At 45.7% G+C, this 16,771-nt stretch carries 11 protein-coding genes and 1 pseudogene; 8 read left to right on the top strand and 4 right to left on the bottom strand.

Annotation, left to right across the window (positions count from 1 at the left end; all coding sequences use genetic code 11):
* Positions 1-71: 71 nt before the first annotated feature.
* On the bottom strand, positions 72-656 hold the full coding sequence (locus tag QUA16_RS04095; RefSeq protein ID WP_333104581.1) for a hypothetical protein: 585 nt from the start codon (positions 654-656) through the stop codon (positions 72-74).
* 532 nt (positions 657-1,188) lie between these two features.
* Between QUA16_RS04095 and QUA16_RS04090 the strand changes: the two genes are divergently transcribed.
* The 4 genes from QUA16_RS04090 to QUA16_RS04075 all read left to right on the top strand — a co-directional run bounded on the left by QUA16_RS04090 (position 1,189) and on the right by QUA16_RS04075 (position 5,755).
* On the top strand, positions 1,189-3,162 hold the full coding sequence (locus QUA16_RS04090; RefSeq protein ID WP_333104582.1) for a SpoIIE family protein phosphatase: 1,974 nt from the start codon (positions 1,189-1,191) through the stop codon (positions 3,160-3,162).
* A gap of 77 nt (positions 3,163-3,239) precedes the next feature.
* Positions 3,240-3,818: a DUF6272 family protein gene (locus tag QUA16_RS04085; RefSeq protein WP_333181026.1), complete on the top strand. Its 579-nt coding sequence runs from the start codon at positions 3,240-3,242 to the stop codon at positions 3,816-3,818.
* Between the two features lie 46 nt (positions 3,819-3,864).
* Entirely contained in the window at positions 3,865-4,209 is a 345-nt protein-coding gene (locus tag QUA16_RS04080; protein ID WP_333104583.1) for a slr1659 superfamily regulator, read from the top strand.
* A gap of 70 nt (positions 4,210-4,279) precedes the next feature.
* Positions 4,280-5,755, top strand: coding sequence for an adenylate/guanylate cyclase domain-containing protein (locus tag QUA16_RS04075; RefSeq protein ID WP_333104584.1), 1,476 nt, complete (start codon positions 4,280-4,282; stop codon positions 5,753-5,755).
* A 173-nt stretch (positions 5,756-5,928) separates the two neighbouring features.
* Here the strand turns inward: QUA16_RS04075 and QUA16_RS04070 are convergent, their stop codons facing one another.
* Positions 5,929-7,158, bottom strand: a complete 1,230-nt coding sequence (locus QUA16_RS04070; RefSeq protein WP_333104585.1) for a transposase — start codon at positions 7,156-7,158, stop codon at positions 5,929-5,931.
* Positions 7,121-7,763 (bottom strand): annotated as a pseudogene (locus tag QUA16_RS04065) (IS607 family transposase). Before QUA16_RS04065 ends, QUA16_RS04070 begins: the two are co-directional and overlap by 38 nt.
* Positions 7,764-7,962: 199 nt before the next feature.
* On the opposite strand from QUA16_RS04065, the gene QUA16_RS04060 reads away from it, so the two are divergent.
* From QUA16_RS04060 to QUA16_RS04045, 4 genes are all read left to right on the top strand, one after another.
* Entirely contained in the window at positions 7,963-8,097 is a 135-nt protein-coding gene (locus tag QUA16_RS04060) for a helix-turn-helix transcriptional regulator (RefSeq protein WP_333104598.1), read from the top strand.
* A 97-nt stretch (positions 8,098-8,194) separates the two neighbouring features.
* Positions 8,195-13,033 carry a PAS domain S-box protein gene (locus QUA16_RS04055; protein WP_333104586.1) on the top strand — a complete coding sequence of 1,613 codons (4,839 nt, stop codon included), beginning with the start codon at positions 8,195-8,197 and terminating at the stop codon, positions 13,031-13,033.
* 308 nt (positions 13,034-13,341) lie between these two features.
* Positions 13,342-14,991, top strand: a complete 1,650-nt coding sequence (locus tag QUA16_RS04050; protein ID WP_333104587.1) for an ABC transporter substrate-binding protein — start codon at positions 13,342-13,344, stop codon at positions 14,989-14,991.
* 161 nt (positions 14,992-15,152) lie between these two features.
* Positions 15,153-15,827 carry a pentapeptide repeat-containing protein gene (locus QUA16_RS04045; protein WP_333104589.1) on the top strand — a complete coding sequence of 225 codons (675 nt, stop codon included), beginning with the start codon at positions 15,153-15,155 and terminating at the stop codon, positions 15,825-15,827.
* A gap of 403 nt (positions 15,828-16,230) precedes the next feature.
* Here the strand turns inward: QUA16_RS04045 and QUA16_RS04040 are convergent, their stop codons facing one another.
* Positions 16,231-16,611: a cupin domain-containing protein gene (locus QUA16_RS04040; protein ID WP_445251431.1), complete on the bottom strand. Its 381-nt coding sequence runs from the start codon at positions 16,609-16,611 to the stop codon at positions 16,231-16,233.
* Positions 16,612-16,771: the final 160 nt, after the last annotated feature.

Here is a 16,771-nt window from a genome sequence, read left to right as displayed (position 1 = left end):
TTCACTCTTTGTGGAACAGGCATCTTGCCTGTTCCAAAAGGAAGTTTATTTTTGACTTCACAGGGGTACATTTACCTAGCTAACTTTTTTTCCAAACGCAAGATATTTCCCCTAGCATTAGTACGGTAAACCCAAGTTTGCCTACCATCAGAAACCACAACCCGCCAACCTTCGACAATCATTTGACCGCAAATTTCATCCGCTTTCGAGAGTCCTAAACAAGTATTCGGCCAACTTCGTTCGCTTGATTCAGTTACTTTCAACTTGTCAGCAGCAATGCCAGTGGAGTCCGACAACTCTCGGCGAACTGCTGCTGCTACGGTTGCGGGCAATTGCTTTGGGGGATTTTGGCGCGTACCCTCGGCTAAATTGCCCGGTTCGGAAATTAGACTATTGAGCGCCAATACCGAATAGCTGATTTTTTGGGGCACTGCGGCTAAGGAAAATTGCTGCGCGGTTTGCGGCGGTTCCCTTTCCAACTGGGCAAGGGAATCTTTGAGAGCGCCCGCGTTAGCGGCTGCGGTGTGTCTTAGCGCCGGATACATTTCCCATACCAGAATTCCTGTCAGCACCAAAGCCAAGATTACAGGATTGGGCTGCTTTTGGTCTCGGTTTTTATTCTTTTGAAAACTATTGTTGGAGATTCTTTTCATCATACGCCCTCTGCCTCACTTTACACAATGCGCGATCGCTCCTGGACACTCAACTGCAGATACTGATTTAGACACTATTGCTGGTGCTCTTGGTTCCTTTGTGCAGAACCGACTTGACTGCTGGTGCGTGCGACGCAAGTATTTCCTACTCGCTGCCGGCAGTTGTGTTTCAGGAAACTTGCACTACCCAGTTATTACTTAATTTTTACTTTTTGTCTCAGGGTATTAAGAAAAATTTATGCTTAAGTAAATATTCTTAAAAGCCTTGAATGCTGCCCCATAATCTCAGTACAAATTACTATTCTACGTTCCAAAACTGCTAAACGTGTTTTAGACTGTGAGATGCGAGCTGAGCCAAGGATATCACAGGGATACCACAAAATTTGTTGCAACTGGACGAAAACGCATTAGAAATTAAATCAGCGATAGCTGATTAATTATATTAGCCTTGTGGTTTTCTAGAGCGATCGTCCCCGAAACTACTTTAGTAGCGATCGCTACTTTTTTAGTACAATTTTGTTAAAATCTATCGATTATGAACAGAAAATCTCTGGGAATCCATTTAATGAATCGGCTGAGCTATCCTCAAAAATTTACCTTAATCGGTCTTCTATTTGCAATACCGTTAACCTTGGTCATGTACCTGCTGATTTCCGAAATTAACAGCAGGGTTGATTTTTCCCAAAAAGAAATCTACGGTAATCAATACCTGCGCCCACTGCGCCAGTTGAGGGAATACATACCTAAATTTCAACTCTTAAATTATCAGCCTTTAAATACAAATTTAAGCCTGCCCGATACGAGAGCAGATTTAGAAGCTAAGATGGATGCGAACTTTCAATCTCTGGCTAATACAGATCGCCAGCTTGGAAACATATTAATGTCCAGTGAAAAACTTAATAAAATTTATCAAGATTGGCAAAACTTCAAACTTCGTCGCAGCCAGTGGAGTTTAGAAACTTACGATTTGGTATATCAACGTTTAGCTGCCGACATTAATAGACTGAGCACTCACGTCGGCGATACTTCTAATCTAATTTTAGACCCCGATCTTGATACCTATTATTTGATGGATGCTACCTTACTGAAGATTCCAGAAATCCAAAAATTCTTGTCAGAGATTAGGCTTATTTCTCAAAAAAACAGCTTGCGTTCCTATGCCACACCTGAAGAAAGATCGAAACTGATTACTTGGGCAGGCAAATTGAGAGAACTTAATCAGGATTTAGCAATCAATATGGAGGTAGGATCTAGCAATAATCCTCACGGCAATCTGCGACAGAAATTAAGCGAGGATGTGACCAAATTTAACTCCGTAGTAGAGCTGCTAACTGGGCAAATAGATAAACTGATTTATCCCACAGCCTTAGTGGAATATTATGCCTATCTTGATGGCAGCGATCGAGCGCTGAATTTGAGTTTTGAAGTGTGGGACGAAACCATCAATGAATTAGACTTGCTGCTGCAAAAACGCATTGATAGTTTTGTTACCAAGAAACGCATAATTTCTCTAGTTGTGTTAATAACCTTAGCCCTAGTTATTTATTTATTTGTAAGTTTTTACAGAAGCGTTATGCAAACTGTATTTGTCCTTAACGAAGCTGCAAAAAAGATGGCAAGCGGCAATCTTAACCACAAAATTATTTTGGATAACAGAGATGAACTCGGGCAAGTTGTGGGTGCGTTCAACAAAATTGCCGATGCCTTAGTTGGTGCAAATCAAAAAATTACTGTTCTCAACGAGCGCCTAAAAGCTGAAAATATGCGAATGAGCGCCGAACTAGACGTTACTCGCAAGATTCAGCAGATGCTGCTGCCGAAAGACCGAGAACTCAAGGAAGTTATCGGCTTAGATATTGCGGGATTTATGGAAGCTGCTGAGGAAGTAGGCGGCGACTATTACGACGTACTACAGTACAAAGGTAGAGTAAAAATCGGCATTGGGGATGTGACGGGACACGGATTGGAGAGTGGCGTTTTAATGATTATGGTGCAAACGGCAGTGCGAACTTTGCTAGCCTACAATGAACCAGACCCAGTAAGATTTTTAAGTGCTATTAACAGTGTAATTTACGATAATGTGCAGCGCATGAAATCCGATAAAAACGCCAGCCTTGCTTTGCTAGACTATGAGGAGGGGATGCTGAAATTGAGTGGCCAGCATGAAGAAATGATTGTTGTGCGGTGTAACGGTTCTGTCGAGCGGTTTGATACGATCGATTTGGGTTTCCCGATCGGGCTGGATGTAGATATTGCTGAATTTGTTGCTGAGAAAATTGTGCATTTGCGTTCAGGAGATGTGGTTGTGCTGTACACTGACGGGATTACGGAAGCTAAAAATATGGATAAAGTGCTTTATGGTTTAGATAGGTTAATTGAGGTAATAGAGATTAATTGGCAGCGTTCGGCTGCGGAAATCAGGCACGCTGTAATTAAGGACGTGCGATCGCACATCGGCGAACAAAAAGTTTTTGATGACATCACATTGCTGGTACTCAAACAAAAATAACTACTTGCATATCCCTTCTAAAGTTTAAAATATATTCAGTGATGCCCCTCATCTCAAACTTTAGCTCTCACCTCGGTATGACTCAGATTTTCGGCGATTTCATCGAGCAGCCCGCTAGCCAAGAATACTTAATAATTGGATTTTCTCCGAGTTCGGTTCCTCTGAAGCAGCGGTGGCGGAACAACGGTTTGTCGGCGGATTTTCTGGCTGACTATCTGACGACTTTTTTTCCGGGCAACCAAGATGAACCCTCGACAATTGAAAGACAAGCTGAAATAAAAAGTGCTGTTAGCTACATTGCCAACGAGTTATTGGAAAATGCCATGAAGTTTAATGATGAAACCTCAGAGTACCCGATCGATATTAAACTGCAATTAGAGAGCGACGGAGTGATTGTCTCAGTGGCTAACAGCATCTCTCTGCAAGCTGTGGAGAAGTTTCAGGCTTATATTCAGGAGTTGCTGGCCTCGGAGCCAAGCGAACTTTACATTCAGCGGTTGGAAAAAAATGCTGCTGACGACAACTGTACCAATTCTGGATTGGGTTTGTTGACCATGCTCACCGATTATAGCGCTAAACTTGGCTGGAAATTCCAGACCGTGCACCAAGACCCGGAATTAATTGCGGTGACAACGATGGTGCAATTAACAGTATAAGCAACGCGGGCGATCGATAATATCTAAGGGAATTTTTTTTGTGGCTATGGAAATTAATACAGAAGATTACCGGATCTGTTACGATCCAGCAACGGCAACCGTGAGTTTGATTGGATCTCTAAGGCTGAGCGGGCCTGCAGAGTACGCGCCGATAGCGCAGTTGCTGACCAAGGTTGCCGACTTGGAACCGACGAAAATTATCCTCAATTTGCAGCAGTTAGAATTTTTGAACAGTTCTGGCATCAATATGCTATCGAAGTTTATTATCGAGATCCGCAAAACAGCCAGGGTGCAAATGGCGGTGCAGGGTTCTCACAGCATAGCTTGGCACAGTAAATCTTTGAGGAATTTCCAGCGCCTGATGCCTGGTTTAGAGTTGGAATTTCTATAGAAACACGCTTACTTTTTGGGTGGGATCTGTTGAGCAATTTTTTGTTAGTCGAGGCGCAAATTCTAGAGTTATGCTGGAAGAACAACCATCTAGAGAACAGCTACTTTTAGAGATAGAAAGATTGCGCCAGCAAGTGGAAGACTTGAGGGAGGAAAAAGCCGATCTGGAAATCTTACTGGAAACTACTGCTGAACATTCCGATACGGTTGAAACTGAGTTGCGCTCTCGCGCATTCGAGGCGGTGCGCGAAGGCGAAATCAAGCTGGCTCAATTTCTAGAAGCGATTCCGGTAGGCGTGGTAGTGCTCGATTCTCAAGGCAAACCTTACTACGTAAATCACGCCGGACACGAGTTGCTCGGTCAAGGAGTTTTGCCCTTAAATTCTGTTGAGGATTTGTCAGAAAGTTATCAAATTTATATGGCGGGAACTGAGATTATTTACCCTTTCGAGAATTTGCCTATCGTCCGAGCTTTGAGGGGCGAAAACGCGACTGCTGACGATCTGGAAATTCATCGACCCGACAAGAAAGTTCCCCTAGAGATTTGGGGAAGGCCAATTTTTGACGAGGGTGGCAAAGTTGCTTTTGCGATCGCAGTTTTTCAAGATGTCACGGAACGCAAAGAAGCTGAAGCCGATCGCCAGTTATTTATTAAGAAACTATTTGACCTCAACAAAAATTTAGAAAAATCCCTGGATGCCGAATCAGACTTAACTGATGCCTACGGTAGATTTGTGCCGCACCAATTTCTCAATTTGTTGGGATATGAAAGTATTATAGATGTCCATTTAGGCGACCAAGTACAGCAGGAAATGTCGGTGCTATTTTCGGATATTCGCGATTTCACGACGCTTTCCGAAACTATGACTCCCCAAGAAAATTTTAAATTTATCAATGCTTACCTTTCGCGGATGGAGCCTGCCATTACTAGCAATAACGGGTTTATTGACAAATACATCGGCGATGCAATTATGGCTTTGTTTAGTGACTTTGCAGATGATGCAGTGAAAGCGGGTATTGCAATGCTAAATACCCTCAAAAATTACAACGAATACCGTCTAGAGGTCGGCTACGTCCCGATCCGAATTGGCATTGGCATCAATTCGGGTTCTTTGATGCTGGGGACAGTCGGGGGGAAAAGCCGAATGGACAGCACTGTGATTAGCGATGCTGTTAATTTAGCATCTCGCATTGAAGGATTGACAAAAGATTACGGCGTACCTCTGTTAATTTCTCAGCAAACTTTAGAAAGGTTGCGAAATCCGAACGATTATGCTATTAGGATTGTGGATAAAGTACAGGTTAAAGGAAAATCTCAATATGTCGTAGTCTATGAGGTATTTGATGCAGATATGCCGGAAATTATGTCGGCAAAGCTAGCAAATTTGCCTGTATATAATGAAGCTATGTTACTGTGCGATCGCAAGGAATTCCGAGAAGCGGGAAAATTATTTGAAGAGTGTTTGCGAACAAATCCCAGCGATCAGGTAGCTCGCATTTACCTGAAACGCTGTCGGGATTGGCGATCGCTCCTTAAAGGAATTTAAAGCAGCTTACTCGATTTTAAATTTTAGATTGACTCCATATAGCAATCCTCGCATCACTTGTGAATTTCTTACTTTCTCCTCGCGGGTTCGGGGAGGGTTGGGGTGGGATAAAAAATTTACGACTCCTGTAAGGATTGATATATATCTTGAGAGTGATGACTGACCTGATACTTTTAATCCAGACAATCTCCGACAACCTGAGAGAATCCAAATATAGCACACTCATCAGACACGTCTGAGAGTATGGTGGTATCCCACAAAGCTTTAAGGAAAATCCCTAAAGCGCCATTAAAATCACGGGGTATTTCACGAACACAATTGGGGCATTTAAAAGTTTTAGAGCCACCCAACTTTTTATGAATATGACCGCATTTTGTACAAGTTTTGGAGGTATATTCCTCAGTTACTCTAACCAATCTCGAACCGTAACGATTACAGAGATGCTCTAAGGTTTGTGAGAACTGATAGAAAGCCCAAGTCATCATTGCTCTTGCCGACTTAGAATTAAGTTTGCGACTTCCTCTTGCCACCATCTCAGAAGTCTCAAAGTGTGGCAAGTAAATGACATCGTAATTACGCGCCAAGTAACTTCCTACTTGTTTGTGAGCTTCTGATCGCAAGTTTTTGATTTTAGTTCTTATTTTCTCCATTGCTTGCCTTAGTCGGTAACGCAATCGGGAAAATACCGAACCTTTCAATTGGTCACGCTTGGATTGAATTTTATCTAAATGCTGACACAATCTAGCAATTCGTCCCAAGTCATGTTTCCCAAATTCAGTGAAATAATTGCCATCAAACCCGGTCAAAAAACAGCGCAGTCCTGGATCGAGTGCGATGGTCTTGCCACCATTTCTCGATACTGGAACGTCCATCTCTACAGGCATATTCACAAACCAACGTCCTTTATTGTAAGTGACTTCTACAGCTTTGTCGTAATTGATTAAGCAAAAATCTTGCCCAGTCCAAAGAGGTTTTTCTAAACCCTTGCTAGCGTTAGCCATGAGATGACCGTTCTTATAATCACCCGGGTCAAACTGAATGGTCTGTTTTTGGGATCGAATCGACCTGAATTTGGCTAGTCTTAGTCCAGCTAAAGGATTGATTTTCGCCTTTTTCCCTTTACCTATGTGAGTTGGTTGTTTGTCAGTTTTCTTCCAAGCTGTATAAGCCTCGAAGAGGGCGTTATCTAAGCCATGAGCTATTCCTAGCTCTTTGCACCATTCAGGGATTATCTCGTAACCCAAAGTTTTACAGAAACTCCGAAATGCTTGCTTCCCAGAAGTTTTCAAAACTGGCTGATTAGTCTTTTTGTCAACAGTGTAATAGGTAAACTTTCCTTGATGTTGGTTGAGGTAAGAAATTGCGTTATTGTAAACTTTGCGATTGGCATGAATTCTCAACATCCAGATTTTCTTGGTTTCCCCCTTTGGGTACACTCGGTACGTCAGAGTCTTCAATGATTTGCTTTTTGTACTTTCTGAGTCCGTACAATCGACAACTGAAGACATGGATGATTGCGAGTATGTCTTGAACCATTTCTCTTTCTGGACTAAGTGTGCAATTGTTGAGAACCAGAATTTTACATCCGCCCCGCTCCGCAAACCATGAGATAAGATCGAACCCGAATCGACACAATCTATCTTTTGAGGCAATGACAACCATTCCGATGTCGCCTGTGTAAATGTGTTCCAGTAGGGCGATAAGACCTTTCCGTTTGAAATTGAGGCCGCTCCCGATGTCTTGGATAATTTCACATCCGGGGTAGCGAGACAGAAGAAAGTCAGTCTGTCGTAGAAGGTCGGCTTTTTGACTTCGACTGCTAACTCTGGCGTAGAGGATGGTTGGTTTAGTAGATGGAATATTGACAACTGAGTCACAGTCGTATCGTCGCTGTCCTGATGGTGTTCTGTACGCTTTGATTTTCCCTTCTTTTTCCCACCGCTAAGCGTGTTTTTGAACATACTCCAAGTCGTTGAATAGCAATTCTTGGTGGTACATATTTGGCCATATTAGGTTTATTTTACGTGAACCACTCCCTCCTACACCGATTGTCGGACTTATTAGGGAAATGTCTAAGAAAATATCGTCCTAGGGATTACTCTGGAATCTGTCAAAGGTGTAAAATATAAACAGCTTTATATCTGTTACTTCTGAGGGATCTCAAAAGAGAACGGCTTAGGGCTCAAAAACCAGCGATCGGTAATTTGGTGCGAGAACAGCGGCAAGCGCTGCACCTGTCTCAGAAAAAGTTGGCGGATGAATTAGGGATGACCTTTCCCACGATTAATCGTTGGGAAAATGGACACGCTACGCCTTCTGGGTTGGCAGTCAAGCAAATTTAGATATTGCTGGATGAGTTGATAATTCGCCAGATGCAACGCTTCGCGAATGCAGTAAGGCGCTGCGAGCAAGATATTTTTCGGATAAGGAGTACAAAGGGTGAGTTTAGAGGGAATCAACAGCATTTTCAGAGATATTCGACTACTTCCCTATGGTGTGGCGACCCTCTCCGTGGCTTTGGCACTGGCGCTAACCCGATCGCTTTTACCGTGGATCTATCCAACCACGACGCCTCTGTTTTTCATCGCGGTGATAGTGAGTACCTGGTATGGCAGTTTCGGGGCTGGGTTGCTGGCAACAATTTTATCTACGCTGGCCATCAACTATTTTTTTATTGAGCCGTTCTATTCCTTACAGATCGCTAATGTAGAGACAATTGTTCGGCTGGGTATGTTTTCGATCGCCGCAGGATTGAGCGCTTCACTCAATCTATCGTGGCGCACTGCTATAAAAAACGCGAAAGCAGCCTTGCAAACTTTACAGGAGTCAAGGTCGCTAGAACAAAAGGCCCTGGTTCGGGGCGAAGCAGCACAAACTGCGGCGACTGCGGCAAAAGAACAGCTAGAAACGGTACTTTCTAGCATCAACGATGGGTTTTACATCCTCGATCGCGATTGGCGCTACACCTATGCCAACGATCGCTACTGTGAAATGGTTGGAATGTCGCAGTCAGCGATTCTGGGTCAGAACGTTTGGGAGCTATTTCCGGCTGCCGTTGACACCGATGCTTACGTGCAGTTTCATCGGGCAATGTGCGAACAAACGCCACTCCAGTTTGATTATCTCTACTCACCTTGGAACGGTTGGCATGACCATCGAATTTACCCTTCGCCCAGTGGACTGACCGTTTTGCTTGCCGACATTACCGATCGCAAGCAGGGGGAACTCCTCCTAATCGAGCAGAAACGACTGCTGGAGTCGATCGCTTTCGGACAGCCACTAGACGACTGTCTGGCAGCCGTGTGTGACTCAGTATCCAGGCTGAATCCGGGTACCCGCGCCTGCTTCCTGCTAGCCGATGCTCAGCGGCTGACGTTTAAGAGATCCATTACTCCAGACTTTCCAGCGTCTTTTGGTGAAGGACTCCAAGATGCTCCGATTAACGATTTGTGTATTGGAACCTGCGGCGAAGCAGTGTATAGCGGTCAGCCCGTGACCTGCGCCGACATTGCCAACGACGATCGCTGGTCGCAAGCATGGCGAAATTTATGCGTGGCTCATGGCATTCTAGCCTGTCATTCTCAGCCCGTGTTCAGGCAGGACAATGTACCTATGGGGTCGCTGATGCTGTGCTTTAGCGAGGCACGGATGCCCACTGATTGGCAACATAAACTCGCCGAGTTCGGCACCCAAGTTGCCAGCATCGCCTTCGAGCGCGATCGATCGTTCCAGGCGTTGCGCGAGAGCGAAGAACAGCTCCGACTGGCTTCCGAAGGCGGCAATTTGGGTTTGTGGTATTGGGATATGGAAACTGACACGCTGAGTTTGACGGACATAGCCAAAGCAATGTTTGGTTTACCCGTCAATACCGCAATGTCCATGCAGGTGTTTTTAGAAGCGGTGCATCACGACGATCGCCCATTACTTCACAGCGCCCTCACTGAGCTAAAAGCGAATCAACCGCATACTGAAATTGAGTATCGGACGCTTTGGGCAGATGGCACCGTTCGTTGGATTTTGGCAAAGGGCGATTGCGCCTATAACGCTGAGGGCATCATAATTTCGACGCGCGGCGTATTAATCGACATCAGCGATCGCAAACAAGCCGAAGAAGCGTTGCGTCAAAGCGAAGAGCAGAGTCGCAACATTCTAGAGAGCATTGATGATGGATTCTTTTCCCTTGATGAGAATTGGCGTTTCACTTACGTGAATCGGTCAGCGGAAATTCTGCTAGACCGCACTCCGGGCGCTCTGATTGGGAAGAATTTTTGGGAAGAATTCCCAGGACTCAATGACACCGAGTTTGAGCGGGTTCATCGGCGCGTGGCAAACGAGCGCGTGGCTTTGTCAGTCACGGCGTTTTATCCCGATCACGATCGGTGGTATGACGTTCGCACCTACCCTGCCGCGAACGGGATTACCATTTATTTCCGAAATGTCACCGCTCAAAAACTGGCCGAGGAGGTATTGCAACAACGAGAAGCAGAACTTCGTTTAGTCACCAATGCCGTGCCTGCCTTGATTTCCTTTGTAGACTCAGACCAGCGCTATCGCTTCAACAATCGAGCATACGAAGAATGGTTGGGACATCCGGCAGCGCAAATCTATGGCAAGCACCTTCAAGAGGTTTTAGGCGAAACTGCCTATGAAGAGATTCGTCCTTATGTTGAGCAAGTCTTGGCAGGACAGGAAGTGACCTTTGAAACCCAAATTCCCTACAAAGACGGTCGAACCCGTTATATCAATGCGACCTATGTTCCCCGCTTCAATAGCCAGGGAAAAGTTGAAGGGTTTGTAGCACTGGTCAACGATATCACCGATCGCAAACAAGCCGAAGCCACACTACGGGAGAGTGAGGCACGGTTCCGGGTGATGGCAGATGCCGCCCCGGTGCTGATTTGGATGGCCCGCACCGATAAACTCTGTTATTACTTCAACCTCCCGTGGCTAAACTTTACGGGACGGACGATCGAGCAAGAAAGGGGCAATGGTTGGACAGAAGGAGTCCACCCCGACGACTTGGAGCGCTGTTTAGACACGTATGTGACTGCCTTTGATGCCCGTCAACCGTTCAAGATGGACTATCGCTTGAAACGCTGTGATGGCATATACCGTTGGATTATGGATGAAGCTGTTCCTCGCTACGGATTGGACGGTGAGTTCTTGGGCTACATCGGCTCCTGTGTTGATATTGAAGACCACAAACAAGCTGAGGAAGCCCTGCGCGAGAGTGAATCCCGCCTCCGTCTGATCATTGAAAGCGCCAAAGATTATGCCATCTTCACCCTCGACCTTAACGGCATCATTGCCAGTTGGAACTCAGGGGCAGAAAGGTTGTTGGGCTATACCGAGACAGAAGCAATTGGTTGCTCGAGTCGGATGATCTTCACACCCGAAGATAACGAACAAGGACAAGCCGAGTACCAGAGGCAAACGGCTCTACTGCAAGGACGGGCCGAAGACGAACGCTGGCACGTCCGCAAAGATGGGAATCGCTTTTGGGCCAGTGGATTGATGATGCCCCTGCTTAATGAAGCGGATTGTCCGCAGGGATTTGTCAAAATCATGCAGGACAAGACTGCACAACGGCAAGCAAGTGAGCGACTGCAATTTCTGTATGAAACTACCCGCGATCTGATGCAGACAGAACAGCCTCTGGCTTTGATGGACACGCTATTCCGCAAACTTGCATTGCAACTCGATCTGCACTCTTACTACAACTTCATGGTGGAAGAAAAAGACAACCGCCGGATGCTGCATTTGAGAAACTATGATGGCATCTCTGAAGAAAGGGCGCAGGCGATCGCATGGATCGATTTAGGGGAATATCTCTGCGGACTGGTTGCCCAAACGCAGCAGCAACTTGTCTTGAATCAAGCCGAACTTTCCACTCATCCGAATGGTAAAGCCGTCTCTGAACTGGGCATCATGGCTTACGCGGGTCAACCGTTAATCGCTCAAGGGCAGTTATTAGGAACGCTCTCCTTTGCCAGTCTGACTCGGACGCACTTCACGCCTGCTGAAATCGATCTGCTGCGATCTACCTGTGACCAGATCGCGATCGCTCTGGAACGGGCAAACCTGAACGATTCACTGCAGCAGCAAGCGGAACAGCTAAGACAGGCAAATCGGATCAAGGATGAGTTTTTAGCGGTACTATCCCATGAGTTGCGATCGCCCCTCAATCCGATCCTGGGGTGGACAAAGCTGCTGCAAACTGGCAAGCTGGATGCGGCCAAAACTGCACAGGCGTTAGCGACGATCGAACGCAATGCCAAGCTGCAAACTGAATTGATTGAAGATTTGCTTGATGTCTCGAAAATTCTCCAAGGCAAGCTTAGTCTTAATATTCGTCCAGTCGATTTAGCTTTAACTGTGGAATCGGCGATCGAAACTGTCAATTTGGCTGCTGTTGCTAAATCCATTGATATTCGGACTGTGTTAGATCCTCAGATCGGACAAATTTTGGGGGATTCGGGCCGTTTGCAGCAGATTGTCTGGAATCTTGTTTCCAATGCGGTCAAATTTACTTCAGCCGGGGGGCGCGTTGAGGTGAATTTGACTCGTGTTGGCAATCAGGCTCAAATTACGGTGGCGGATACAGGGATTGGCATCGCACCGGAGTTTTTACCCTACGTGTTTGACTACTTCCGCCAAAAAGATGGCGCTACAACCCGCAAGTTTGGTGGCTTGGGTTTAGGATTGGCGATCGTGCGGCATCTAGTCGAACTGCACGGCGGCACCGTTGTGGCAGATAGCGCCGGTGAAGGGTTAGGAGCTACCTTTACTGTAAGACTGCCTCTATCACCGAAGGTAAGACAAGAAAACTCTCTGGCAGGACTTTCGGAACGATCGACTGCGGAGGAACCGTTATCCGGGATGCGGATACTTGTGGTAGATGATGAGCCGGATATGCGAGAGTTGATTTCCTTTTTGCTAGAAGATGCAGGTGCAGAGGTACTGACTGTTGCTGTCGCTCAAGAAGTCCTCACAGCGTTGGCGACTTTCCAGCCCGATGTCCTGGTGAGCGACATTGGAATGCCGGGGATGGATGGCTATATGCTGTTGCGGCAAGTGCGAGCCCTGCAGCCAGAACGGGGAGGGCTGATTCCCGCGATCGCCCTGACTGCCTATGCGGGCGAGGTTAATCAACAGCAAGCTTTGCAAGCTGGATTTCACCGACATCTGGCAAAGCCGATCGAACCGGATAAATTAATTAAGACGATCGTCGCACTTCTTAGCAAAAATACTCATGAGCCAGCCAGCTCTAAAAATTGATCCGAAGGAGTTCAAACCGATCGAACATCACCAAGCTTTTAAGTTGCTCTGGTTAGGCAGCGATATTTGTATTATCTTCTGTCCGGTCGATTCCCTCCGCTTCGCTTCGACCGAAATCAGGTAGGGGCGGGTTCAACAACAATATCTGCGAATAATTGACAATCTCAAAAACGCGCCCGGCCGGGATATTATGGTCAATCGCTCGGACGTGATATTACAGGAGAATCTATCAATAAATCCGGTTTCTAGTCTAACAGTGCGTAAGTCCTGATAATATAATCAGTAATTTGGAGTGTCAAAAAAAGACGATGAGAATCAACAAGCAGCAGCCTAAAATACATATAAAACCTTCAGTGATTAAAGCGATAGCTCTGTTCTTTCTTTGCTGCTTGTTAACTGCAAGTTGTGGACAAAGAACACGTCCATCGGTCACTGCGAGCGGCGAAAATGCTAATAACCGCGTTACTATTGGCACAACTTTGAAATTGCGGACGATCGACCCTGCGGACGGTTACGAAACCTTATCTGGACAATTGCTACGCAATTTGGGCGACACTCTCTACGCCTACAAGTCGGGAACTACAGAGTTAATCCCCCACTTAGCGACAGCGATGCCAAAAGTTAGCCAAGACGGATTGACATATACAATCCCCTTGCGTCAAGGCGTTATTTTTCACGACGACACACCGTTTAACGCCGCCGCAATGGAATTTTCCTTGCAGCGGTTTATCAAAAATGGTGGCAGTCCGGCTATGTTGTTGAGCGATGCAGTAGAATCGGTAAAAGCCACGGGCGAATATGAATTAACTTTTCAACTCAAAAAGCCTTTTTCTGCTTTTCCTTCCCTGTTGACATTTTCGGGTATGTGTGCTGTTTCTCCGAAAGCATACGAGATTGGACAGGGTAAATTTAAACCCGATACGTTTGTGGGAACTGGACGTTACAAGCTGGCGAAGTACGGCAGCGATTCTGTCAAGTTTGACGTGTTTGACAAGTATTGGGGGGAAAAGCCGGTTAATCAAGGAATTGACATTTTGCTGCTTTCTAGTTCGTCAAATTTGTTCAATACTTTTCAGACTGGTGCAGTTGATGTGGCTTATTTGTCTCTGGATGCAGACCAAGTTCAAAGCTTGGACGAGGGAGCAAAAAAAGGGAAATGGCAGGAAATCGTCGGGGAAAGCAGTACGGTTAATTACATAACGCTGAATACCAAGTCTAAACCGCTGGACAAGTTAGAAGTCAGACAGGCTATCGCAGCAGTGATGGATCGCCCGGTGATTAACGAGCGCGTACTGCGGGGACAAGCACAACCGCTTTACAGTCTGATTCCCACAAACTTCGACGTTCAAAAACCGGTTTTTAAAGAACTCTACGGTGATGCCAACACGACAAAGGCTAAGGAACTTTTAACGAAAGCGGGATACTCGGCCACAAATCCTTTTGTTTTGCCAATTTGGTATGCTTCATCTTCCACAAAACGAGCTTTAGTGGTGAGCATGATGGAGGCGCAAGCTAAACTTAAAATGGACGGGATAATGAAGGTAGAAATTAACAGCGTGGAATCTCCGACTTTGTTTCAAAATATAGAGAAGGGAATTTATCCTGCGGTTTTAGTGGATTGGTCTGCCGACTTTTTTGACGCTGACAATTACATCCACCCGTTTTTAGATTGTGCGACAGGTTCCGAGGCTGAGGGCTGCTCCAAAGGTCAAAGTCAAGGTCAGGGTTCGTTTTATTATAGCGATAGAGTAAATCAACTGATCGACAAGCAGCGCAAAGAAACAAACCCTGAAACCCGCAAAGCCCTGTTTGCCGAAATTCAAGACATACTGGGTAAAGATGTACCTTTCATCCCTCTTTGGCAGGATAAGGACTATACATTTGCTCAGAACACCATCACCGGTGTCCGTCTAGAACCGACGCAATCTTTTCCTTTTTGGTTCCTGAAAAAGCAATAATTCGTTACAATAATTTGGGGGAGTTGAAACGTCAATAATTATTGCATATTTTGTGCACAACAGGGTGATGATTGTCACAGTTTATCAAAGAGACTGATCACCCAACCCTCTTTAATAATGTGGGATATTATTAAGAGAGAGACATTGCTGAGGGTGGGTATATGAAACTTGGAATTTTAACAACAACAGGGCTGCTGATTGCGATCGGTTGTGCCTCTGGAGTAAAGGCAGAAAACGTATCACACGTCAAACAATTATTAGAAACTAAAAATTGTACCCAATGTGACTTGACAGGAGCGGAGCTTGCTGGTATTGATTTGACGGGCGCAGATTTGAGCGGTGCGAATCTGAGCGGTGCAAATTTGAACGGTGCAAATTTGAACGGTGCAAATTTGAACGAAGCCAAACTGAATGAAGCAAATCTGAAACAAGCTAAATTGCAAGGTGCGAGTTTAATTGCGGCTAAAATGCACGGGGCTAATTTGGAGGGTGCTGATTTGAGCCGCGCTAATCTGAGTTTGGCGGGTTTAGTGATTGCGAGTTTGAAAAATACCAACCTCACCAGCGCTAATTTAATCGGCGCTAATTTAGAAAGCGCCAATTTGGCAGGTGCAAACCTGAGAAATGCTCGCCAGTCTTTAGCGAATTTATCTAATGTCAGCCTCAGAGGTGGCAGTTTGTCGGGAATAGACGTACAGGGAGTCAACTTGCGGGATGCAAATTTGACCAATGCAAATTTGACCGGTGCAAATTTGAACGGTTCGGACTTGACAGGTGCTAATTTAAAGAATGCCAATATGGCAAATGTAGATTTGAAAAACGCTTCTTTGCCGTAGGACGATCGCCAATTGCTATATCAAATTCTGGTGCTTAACAAAGTTAATATAATCAGGTAGGGGCAATTCTGAAATTGCCCCTACAGTTTTAATGGTAGGATTTATATCATGTCCGGTCGATTACCCTTCATCAGGTAGGGGCGGGTTCACTAACAATATCTGCCAATAATTGACAATCTCAAAAACCCGCCCGGCCGGGATATTATGGTCAATCGAGCGGACATGATATTATCTGGTTTCCTGTCGCTGCGTAGGTGAATAGATTTTAGATTTTAGATTTTAGAATTGAAGCATTGACCCCACGGATGAACCCGGGGGCTTGTATCCTGGATGCTTTGGGTCATTGTTGGCTGTGTGAAGCTTTTCCCAGCCGTCTGCGATTGCTTCATATTTGGATCTAGGATCAATCTTGCTCGTGAGCATCTTGGGCGAAGCGGATAATGTCATCATCGCCGAGGTATTCACCATTTTGGATTTCAATCATCACCAAGGGAATAACGCCTGGATTTTCTACGCGGTGAGCAGTATTCATGGGAACGTAGGTTGACTGTTTCTGCATGAGAATCGTCTCTTTGTCGTCGCAGATAACTTTAGCGGTACCGGAGACGACAACCCAGTGCTCGCTGCGGTGATAGTGCATTTGGGTGCTGATGTGATGCCCCGGCTTGACTTCAATGCGATTGATCTTATAACGATCGCCCGCGTCTATGACTGTAACTTGACCCCAGTAGCGGGTTTGTGTGCGATCGTCAATTTTTTCGATTGTGTCCACTGTTTCCACCATCCTGTTTATCTCGCTAACGGTGTCTGTAAAAATATAGCCTTTCTCAGAAAGATGAGGTACTCATGGGCATAGGGCATAGGGCATAGGGCATAGGGCATAGGGCATAGGGCATACCTCACCACGCTTGAGAACCGCTATATCTGTAGTTCAAAGTATAGCA

The organism is Microcoleus sp. S13_C3, assembly GCF_036700905.1.
Classification (GTDB): Bacteria; Cyanobacteriota; Cyanobacteriia; order Cyanobacteriales; family Microcoleaceae; genus Microcoleus.
The sequence above is the reverse complement of the archived record's forward strand: the minus strand, read 5'-3'. Positions and strand labels throughout refer to the sequence as shown.

Coding starts and splice junctions, on each gene's coding strand:
- QUA16_RS04085 (WP_333181026.1), top strand. CDS start 3,240: ATGACTCAGATTTTCGGCGATTTCATCGAGCAGCCCGCTAGCCAAGAA.
- QUA16_RS04075 (WP_333104584.1), top strand. CDS start 4,280: ATGCTGGAAGAACAACCATCTAGAGAACAGCTACTTTTAGAGATAGAA.
- QUA16_RS04090 (WP_333104582.1), top strand. CDS start 1,189: ATGAACAGAAAATCTCTGGGAATCCATTTAATGAATCGGCTGAGCTAT.
- QUA16_RS04050 (WP_333104587.1), top strand. CDS start 13,342: ATGAGAATCAACAAGCAGCAGCCTAAAATACATATAAAACCTTCAGTG.
- QUA16_RS04095 (WP_333104581.1), bottom strand. CDS start 656: ATGATGAAAAGAATCTCCAACAATAGTTTTCAAAAGAATAAAAACCGA.
- QUA16_RS04080 (WP_333104583.1), top strand. CDS start 3,865: ATGGAAATTAATACAGAAGATTACCGGATCTGTTACGATCCAGCAACG.
- QUA16_RS04045 (WP_333104589.1), top strand. CDS start 15,153: ATGAAACTTGGAATTTTAACAACAACAGGGCTGCTGATTGCGATCGGT.
- QUA16_RS04040 (WP_445251431.1), bottom strand. CDS start 16,611: ATGGTGGAAACAGTGGACACAATCGAAAAAATTGACGATCGCACACAA.
- QUA16_RS04070 (WP_333104585.1), bottom strand. CDS start 7,158: ATGTTGAGAATTCATGCCAATCGCAAAGTTTACAATAACGCAATTTCT.